Annotated in this window: 7 protein-coding genes; 3 read left to right on the top strand and 4 right to left on the bottom strand. The window is 67.5% G+C overall.

Going from position 1 to position 6,426, the window contains the following annotated elements; genetic code table 11:
- Positions 1-109: 109 nt before the first annotated feature.
- Genes KN815_RS43710 through KN815_RS43700 form a run of 3 tightly spaced genes read right to left on the bottom strand, consistent with a single transcriptional unit; the run spans position 110 to position 980 of the window.
- The gene (locus KN815_RS43710) at positions 110-319 is read right to left on the bottom strand and encodes a hypothetical protein (protein WP_216347307.1); all 210 of its coding nucleotides are present in this window, start codon (positions 317-319) and stop codon (positions 110-112) included.
- Complete coding sequence (locus KN815_RS43705) at positions 316-633, bottom strand: hypothetical protein (RefSeq protein ID WP_216347306.1); 318 nt, start codon at positions 631-633, stop codon at positions 316-318. The genes KN815_RS43710 and KN815_RS43705 overlap by 4 nt, the downstream gene beginning before the upstream one ends.
- Positions 630-980, bottom strand: coding sequence for a hypothetical protein (locus KN815_RS43700; RefSeq protein ID WP_216347305.1), 351 nt, complete (start codon positions 978-980; stop codon positions 630-632). Before KN815_RS43700 ends, KN815_RS43705 begins: the two co-directional genes overlap by 4 nt.
- A 210-nt stretch (positions 981-1,190) precedes the next feature.
- Between KN815_RS43700 and KN815_RS43695 the strand changes: the two genes are divergently transcribed.
- Positions 1,191-2,543: an NsdA family TPR-like regulatory protein gene (locus KN815_RS43695; protein ID WP_216347304.1), complete on the top strand. Its 1,353-nt coding sequence runs from the start codon at positions 1,191-1,193 to the stop codon at positions 2,541-2,543.
- A 246-nt stretch (positions 2,544-2,789) separates the two neighbouring features.
- Here KN815_RS43695 and KN815_RS43690 read toward each other — a convergent pair whose 3' ends face one another.
- On the bottom strand, positions 2,790-5,024 hold the full coding sequence (locus tag KN815_RS43690; protein ID WP_216347303.1) for a transglycosylase domain-containing protein: 2,235 nt from the start codon (positions 5,022-5,024) through the stop codon (positions 2,790-2,792).
- Positions 5,025-5,265: 241 nt separating this feature from the next.
- Between KN815_RS43690 and KN815_RS43685 the strand changes: the two genes are divergently transcribed.
- Both KN815_RS43685 and KN815_RS43680 read left to right on the top strand, forming a co-directional pair.
- The gene (locus tag KN815_RS43685; RefSeq protein WP_216347302.1) at positions 5,266-6,222 is read left to right on the top strand and encodes an SPFH domain-containing protein; all 957 of its coding nucleotides are present in this window, start codon (positions 5,266-5,268) and stop codon (positions 6,220-6,222) included.
- Between the two features lie 47 nt (positions 6,223-6,269).
- The coding region (locus KN815_RS43680; RefSeq protein WP_507229928.1) for a type II toxin-antitoxin system antitoxin at positions 6,270-6,426 on the top strand (157 nt) is incomplete at its 3' end.

Here is a 6,426-nt window from a genome sequence, read left to right as displayed (position 1 = left end):
GGGGCGTTCGGGGGTGGCCCCGGTCGTCTGCCACGGGGGAGACACGGCGACTGGGACCCGAGGACCGTCCGCCCGGCCCCACGGGGCGGGCACGGAACGGACGGCCGTCTCAGGTGCGCCGGAAGCGGTAGGGGGCGTTCTCCTCCCGGTGGCGGGGGCACTGGCACGGCGGCCACGCCTGCCCGAGCCCGTAGGTGTCGCTCTTCTCGCCGACCAGGACGGCCACCGCCGCGCGGCGTACGGTCACGATCCCGTCGCGTGCCACCGTGTAGACGCGCATCGTCATCCGGGGCTCATCGCCCCCGTTGTCCGCGCTCACCGGCCCGTCCCCTCGACCGGCGCGAGGAGCTGGAGCACGGCGCGCAGACCGCGCTTGACCGCACCGAGGTGGTAGGCCAGTTCTTCCGGCGTGGCGGTGGCCAGGCTCAGGGCTTCAGCGGCGGCGAGGCTCTGCCCGGCGACGATCGCAACGGCCCGCTCAAGGCCGTCACGGGTGGGCTTGCCCGCCGCGATGCACGCCGGGCACAGGCCCGAACGCGGATCACTGAGGTTACGGGGCCCGTAATCACCGGGGGTGGCGCACAGGGCACAGCCGGGGGCCGGGATGCGGGCGGCATGGCCGGTGGCGGTCACCGGATCACCACCATCCCGTGCGGGGCACAGATCAACTCCACGCGCGGGCCGGTCCTCGGCCGCCGTTGCTGCCGCCGCTCATCGGTCACCATGTAGGGGCGTACCAGCGCGGGCAGCTCGCCATCCAGCGGCAGGGGGATGGCGAGCAGTTCAAGGGTCGGCGAGTCGGTATACGGGCGCGGGACCGGTCCGGGCCGAACAGGCGCGGAGTCCCCGGCCCCCGCCACGGGCCGGGAAAGCGCCGGATACGACGCGGGGAGGCCCGGGACGGCACGGTGACGGCCGGACGGCCGTAAGGCCAGAACTGCCCTCACCCATACGAGCACACGGACGATAGTGTCCAGCACGTTGACGCTCCTTCACAGCGTTGGCCACGCCCCCGGACGTTCGCCGCTCCAGCAACGTCGCGGGGGTCCTTCCTGTCTCGAACTGGGTCTGTCAGACAGGTCGCTAGAGCTAATGACCTGTCCTGTTACAGGGAACCGATGCGCGGCTCAGGGCGGTACCGTGGTGTAGTCGGTCCGAGTTGAAAGCGTTGAAAGCGCGAGGCAGGGACCATGGCCACACGTGAGTCAAACGAAGATCTGCGCAGACTCATCCACGAGGCAGCTTGGACGCTTGATCAATTCGCTACGGCTGTGAACCGTGTTGGTACGGAGGCCGGCGCCTCCATGCACTATGACAAGACCACGGTGAGCAAGTGGTTGAGCGGGCACAAGCCGCGAGCGCCCGTGCGAGGATTCGCGCTTGAGGCTCTATCCCGTCGGCTGGGGCGTCCTGTTACGCACGAAGAAGCGGGCATCGAACCCGACTCCACGGCTGGGTCATGCACTCCGCCAGGACAGTCTCTGGACACTCTCGAAACGCTTATCAACACTGGGAAGGCAGACATGGACCCGGCTCGTCGCACGGTCTTGGCCAGGAGTTTGTATTCTGCCGCGCTTGCCGTACCCGCCTTCCAGGATGTCGCCGGGCGGATCGAACACCAAGCCCAGGGGCGCACCACGAAGATCGGGGCGGGGGAAGTCGCCACAGTCCGCACCATGACAGCTCGAATCGCGGACATTCTTGATGAACTCGGCGGCACCCACGCACGCCCTATGGCAGCAGCCTTTCTCGTGAATACCGTAGCGCCGTACCTTCGGGCTGCGGCTCCCGAGAATGTGCGTCAAGATATGCTCGCGGCTGCCGCAGACCTGACCTACCTCACCGGCTGGATGGCCATGTATGAAAGGGCCCACGGGCTGGGCCAGCGCTATTACCTGAAAGCACTTGAGTTGGCTGGTGCGGCTGAGGACCACGTGACCTACTGCCGCACGTTGCGGGGTATGGCTCTTCAAGCCGCCAACTTGCGGTACGCGAATAAAGCGCTGGAATTAGCGAACAGCGCCGCGGAAGCGGCACCCAAAGCCGGACCTCGTCTTCATGCGTTCTTGGCGGGTCAGCAGGCTCACGGCGCGGCTCTGGTAGGGGATCGCCGACTCGCATTCGACCGGCTCGCGGAAACTGAGGCTGCACTATCGCAAGCGGACAACCGCCGTGATGCTGTTGGTGGATACGATCAAGCGGCGTATCACTTCCATGTCTCCAGCGTCCTGTACGCCCTGGGGGATACTCCTGGATCGATCACGGCGATGCAGACCTCCAATAGGCATCGACCGGCGATGGAACGACAAGGAAGATCACACGCGTGCGGGCTGCTAGCCCAGCGTCAACTCGAAATGGGTCATCTTGAGGCGGCGTGTGCCACCTGGAATTCTTTTCTGGACGATTATGAGCGCCTTTCTTCGTCTCGCGCCGACGAGCATTTCCACAAGCTGCGGCGCAGGATTCGACCCTACTTGAAGAATGCGCATGCTCGGCAACTGAGCGAACGGGCAGTTGAGGTAGCGAGACGAAAAGCGGCGTGACGGTGCGACGTAACGAAACACGCCGCTCACCGGCAGGTGCCGGGCAGCCGCCGTGCTCGGGAGCCGTCGTCGTGTCGGCACGTTGCCGCGCCGTCTGCGTCCGGTACCCCGCTGACCCGTGGAAACGTCCTGCATCGGCTGACGGTTCCTAAGCGAACTTGACAGAGGCGAACTTCCGGCCTTCCGGCCTTCCGGCCATGCGGTCCGGGGCGGGCGTGCCTCCTCGGCATGCCCGCCCCGGAGGCGTCACGGCTGTGGTTTGTTTCGGCCCTGGTGGCCGGGGGGCCCGTCCGAGGACGAGGTCGACGGGTCGGGTGCGCTCGGGGAGCCCGGGGCGGACGGCGACCCCGAGGACGTGGCGGAGGGCGATCCGCTGTCGGACGGGGAGGACGACGGGGACGACGAGGGCGACGCGCTGTTGGACGGGGACGACGAGGGACTGGACGTCGGCGAATGTGAGGTGGCGCTCGAACTCGGCGGCGCGGGCGGCTTGACCGCCGCCCCCATGTCGGTGTCCAGGTCGAACTTCGAGGCTTTCTGACCGCTCAGCGCGGTCTTGTTGTACGCGGCCCAGATCTGGGCCGGGAAGCCACCACCGTTGACGCGCCCGCCGCCCGCGGTGCCCTTGAGCGAGACCTGCTTCTTGTCGCCCTCGCCGAACATGCCGACGGAGGTCACCAGGTCGGGGGTGTAGCCGGAGAACCAGGCCGACTTGTTGTCGTCCGAGGTACCGGTCTTGCCCGCGACCGCCTGGCCCTGCTGCCGCACCGCCTGCCCGGTGCCGTCGTCGACCACTCCGGTGAGGACGGAGGTGACGGAGTCGGCGGCGCCGCGGCTGATCGCCTGGCCGTTGACCGGATCGGGCAACTCGGGCCGCTCATCGCCCTTCTCGGCGGACTTCACGATCGCCGGGGTGACCGTCTTGCCGTGGTTGTCGAGGGTCGCGTAGACCCCGGCCATCTGCTTGGGGCTGGCGCCCATCACACCGAGCGACATCGCGGGGCGCACATCGAAGCCGTTGTCCACCCTGCCGTCCATGCCGAGGTCCATGGCGGTGTCCTTGACCTTGTTCAGCCCCACGTCCACCGCCATCTGGGCGAAGACGGAGTTGACCGAGTTGTTCATGGCCTTCTGGACGGAGATGGGCCCGTAGGACTTGTTGTCCTCGTTCGGCGGGGCGAAGGCGGTGTCACTGCCCTTGACGGGCCGTCTGCTGGTGCCGTCGTAGACGGTGCTCGCCGTGATCGGTGTGCCGTCCTGGGTTGCCGAGCCGTTCTCCAGGGCCGAGGCGAGGATGAGCGGCTTGAAGGTGGAGGCGGGCTGGTAGTCCGAGCGGGTGGCGTTGTTGATGTAGTGCTCGGTCGCGCCCGCACCGCCGTACATCGCCACGACGCCGCCGGTCTTCGGGTCCACCGAGACCGCGCCGACCTGGGCGTGCTTGTCGACCGGGCGCTTCTTCGGATCCAGTTTGTCGGTCAGCTCGGTGCGGACCGCCTTCTCCAGCGCCTTCTGCTTCTTCCGGTCGATGTTGAGGGTGACCGTCCAGCCGCCGGCCTCGAACTCGTTCTCGTTCACCCCGGCCTTGTACAGCTCCTTCTTCGCCTCCTCGACGAAGTAGCCCGTCTGGCCGTCGAGGCCCGGAATGGGGCTGGGCTCCTTGGGCACGGGGAACTTCATGCCCTCGCGCTCGCTCTTCGGCAGCCAGTCCTTCTGGACCATGTTGTCGAGGACGTAGTTCCAGCGGGCCTTCACCAGCTTCTTGCCCTTGGGCCCCGCCGCCGACCAGTCGTACTGGCTGGGCGCCTGGAGCACCGACGCGAGATAGGCGCCCTGCCCGACGCTGAGGTCCTCGACGTCCTTGTCGTAGTAGGCGCGGGCGGCGGCCTGGACGCCGTAGGCGCCGCGACCGTAGTAGCTGGTGTTGATGTAGCCCGCGAGGATGTAGTCCTTGGACTTCTGCTGGTCGACCTTGAGCGAGATCACCAGCTCCTTCAGCTTGCGGCTGACGGTCTGTTCCTGGCTCAGGTAGTAGTTCTTGACGTACTGCTGGGTGATGGTCGAGCCACCCTGCTTGCCCCGGCCCAGCGCGGTGTTGATCAGACCGCGGGCGGTGCCGGTGAACGAGACGCCGGAGTCGCTGTAGAAGTCCTTGTTCTCGGCGGCGACAAAGGTGTGCTGCACCTTCTTGGGGATCTTGGACAGCGGTACGGACTCACGGTTGACGTCGCCCGTCTTCGCCATGATCGTGCCGTCGCTGTACTTGTAGATGTTCGCCTCCGCCTTGGCCGCGGCGTTGGCGGGCGGAACATCGACCCACAGATAGAGCACGAAGAACGCCCCGATGAGCAACGCGCAGAACCCCAGGACGTAGCCGAGCACCCATTTCCAGGTGAAGAAGCGGCGTATGCCCCCCGACTTCGCCGCCCGCTTGGCTCGGCGAGCGCCCTTCTGCCGCGCGCGTCGCTCTTCCGCTCTACCCATCGCTCCTGCCGCTCCAGTCCATAAGCCCCCCAGGCCAGCTCATGAAGCTAACACCGCAACAACCCTCAAATGCTCATCGATCTAGCTTTTTCCGAAGGTGACAAAAAGCACCCACTCCAAGGGAACTGACGGCTTACGGGCGCCAAGGGTTGCCAGGAGCGCGTAATGTGCTATCACTTTGCTAGAAGCACGTACCGCCGAAGCATGTACCGCACCGCCGAACGGAAACGGGGATCCACCCATGTCCGACGCCACCTCCACCGAGGGCATCACCGACCAGGCCGACATACCGGCCCTTCCGGAGCCGCAGGTCCGGGAGCGGCCCGCGCACAACGTCAGCGGCGGGCTGGCCCTGCTCGGGGGCCTGGCCGGACTCGCGGGCGGGGTCGGCCTGATCTTCGCGGGGGCCGCCGTCGCCGCCGACCACAAGGGCGCCGGGTCCACCCTGCTGATCGTCTCCGGCATCGTGGTGATCATCGCCGCGCTCCTCACCATGTGCGGCCTGAACACCATCGCGCCCGGTGAGGCCCGGGTGGTCCAGCTCTTCGGCCGCTACCGCGGCACCATCCGCACCGACGGGCTGCGCTGGGTGAACCCGCTCACCAGCCGCGAGAAGATCTCCACCCGGGTGCGCAACCACGAGACCGCCGTCCTCAAGGTCAACGACGCGTACGGCAACCCGATCGAGCTGGCCGCGGTCGTCGTCTGGAAGGTCGAGGACACCGCCCAGGCGATGTTCGAGGTGGACGACTTCCTGGAGTTCGTCGCCACCCAGACCGAGGCCGCGGTGCGGCATATCGCCATCGAGTACCCGTACGACGCCCATGACGAGGACGCCCTCTCGCTGCGCGGCAACGCCGAGGAGATCACCGAGAAGCTCGCCATCGAACTGCACGCCCGGGTCGAGGCGGCCGGGGTCCGCATCATCGAATCGCGCTTCACCCACCTCGCCTACGCCCCGGAGATCGCCTCCGCGATGCTCCAGCGCCAGCAGGCGGGCGCGGTGGTGGCGGCCCGCCGGCAGATCGTGGACGGCGCGGTCGGCATGGTCGAGGCGGCGCTGGCCCGGATCACCGAGGAGGAGATCGTGGCACTGGACGAGGAGCGCAAGGCCGCGATGGTCAGCAATCTGATGGTGGTGCTCTGCGGGGACCGCTCCCCGCAGCCCGTTCTGAACACGGGCACGCTGTACCAGTGACGGACGAGAGCGGGCCGAAGGGTCGTCAGCCGCGGCAGCGCAAGCAGATGCTGCTGCGGCTCGATCCGGCCATCCATGACGCCCTCGCGCGCTGGGCCAACGACGAGTTGCGCAGCGCCAACGCGCAGATCGAGTTCCTGCTGCGCAAGGCGCTCGCGGACGCGGGCCGGCTGCCCGGCGCGGCGCGCCCGATCCCGCGCCGGG

It is taken from the genome of Streptomyces niphimycinicus (genome assembly GCF_018883605.1).
In the GTDB taxonomy this organism is placed as follows: domain Bacteria; phylum Actinomycetota; class Actinomycetes; order Streptomycetales; family Streptomycetaceae; genus Streptomyces; species Streptomyces niphimycinicus.
The sequence above is the reverse complement of the archived record's forward strand: the minus strand, read 5'-3'. Positions and strand labels throughout refer to the sequence as shown.

Excerpts from the sequence above, each read along its gene's own strand:
- KN815_RS43695 (WP_216347304.1), top strand. The coding sequence starts at position 1,191 with ATGGCCACACGTGAGTCAAACGAAGATCTGCGCAGACTCATCCACGAG.
- KN815_RS43690 (WP_216347303.1), bottom strand. The coding sequence starts at position 5,024 with ATGGGTAGAGCGGAAGAGCGACGCGCGCGGCAGAAGGGCGCTCGCCGA.
- KN815_RS43685 (WP_216347302.1), top strand. The coding sequence starts at position 5,266 with ATGTCCGACGCCACCTCCACCGAGGGCATCACCGACCAGGCCGACATA.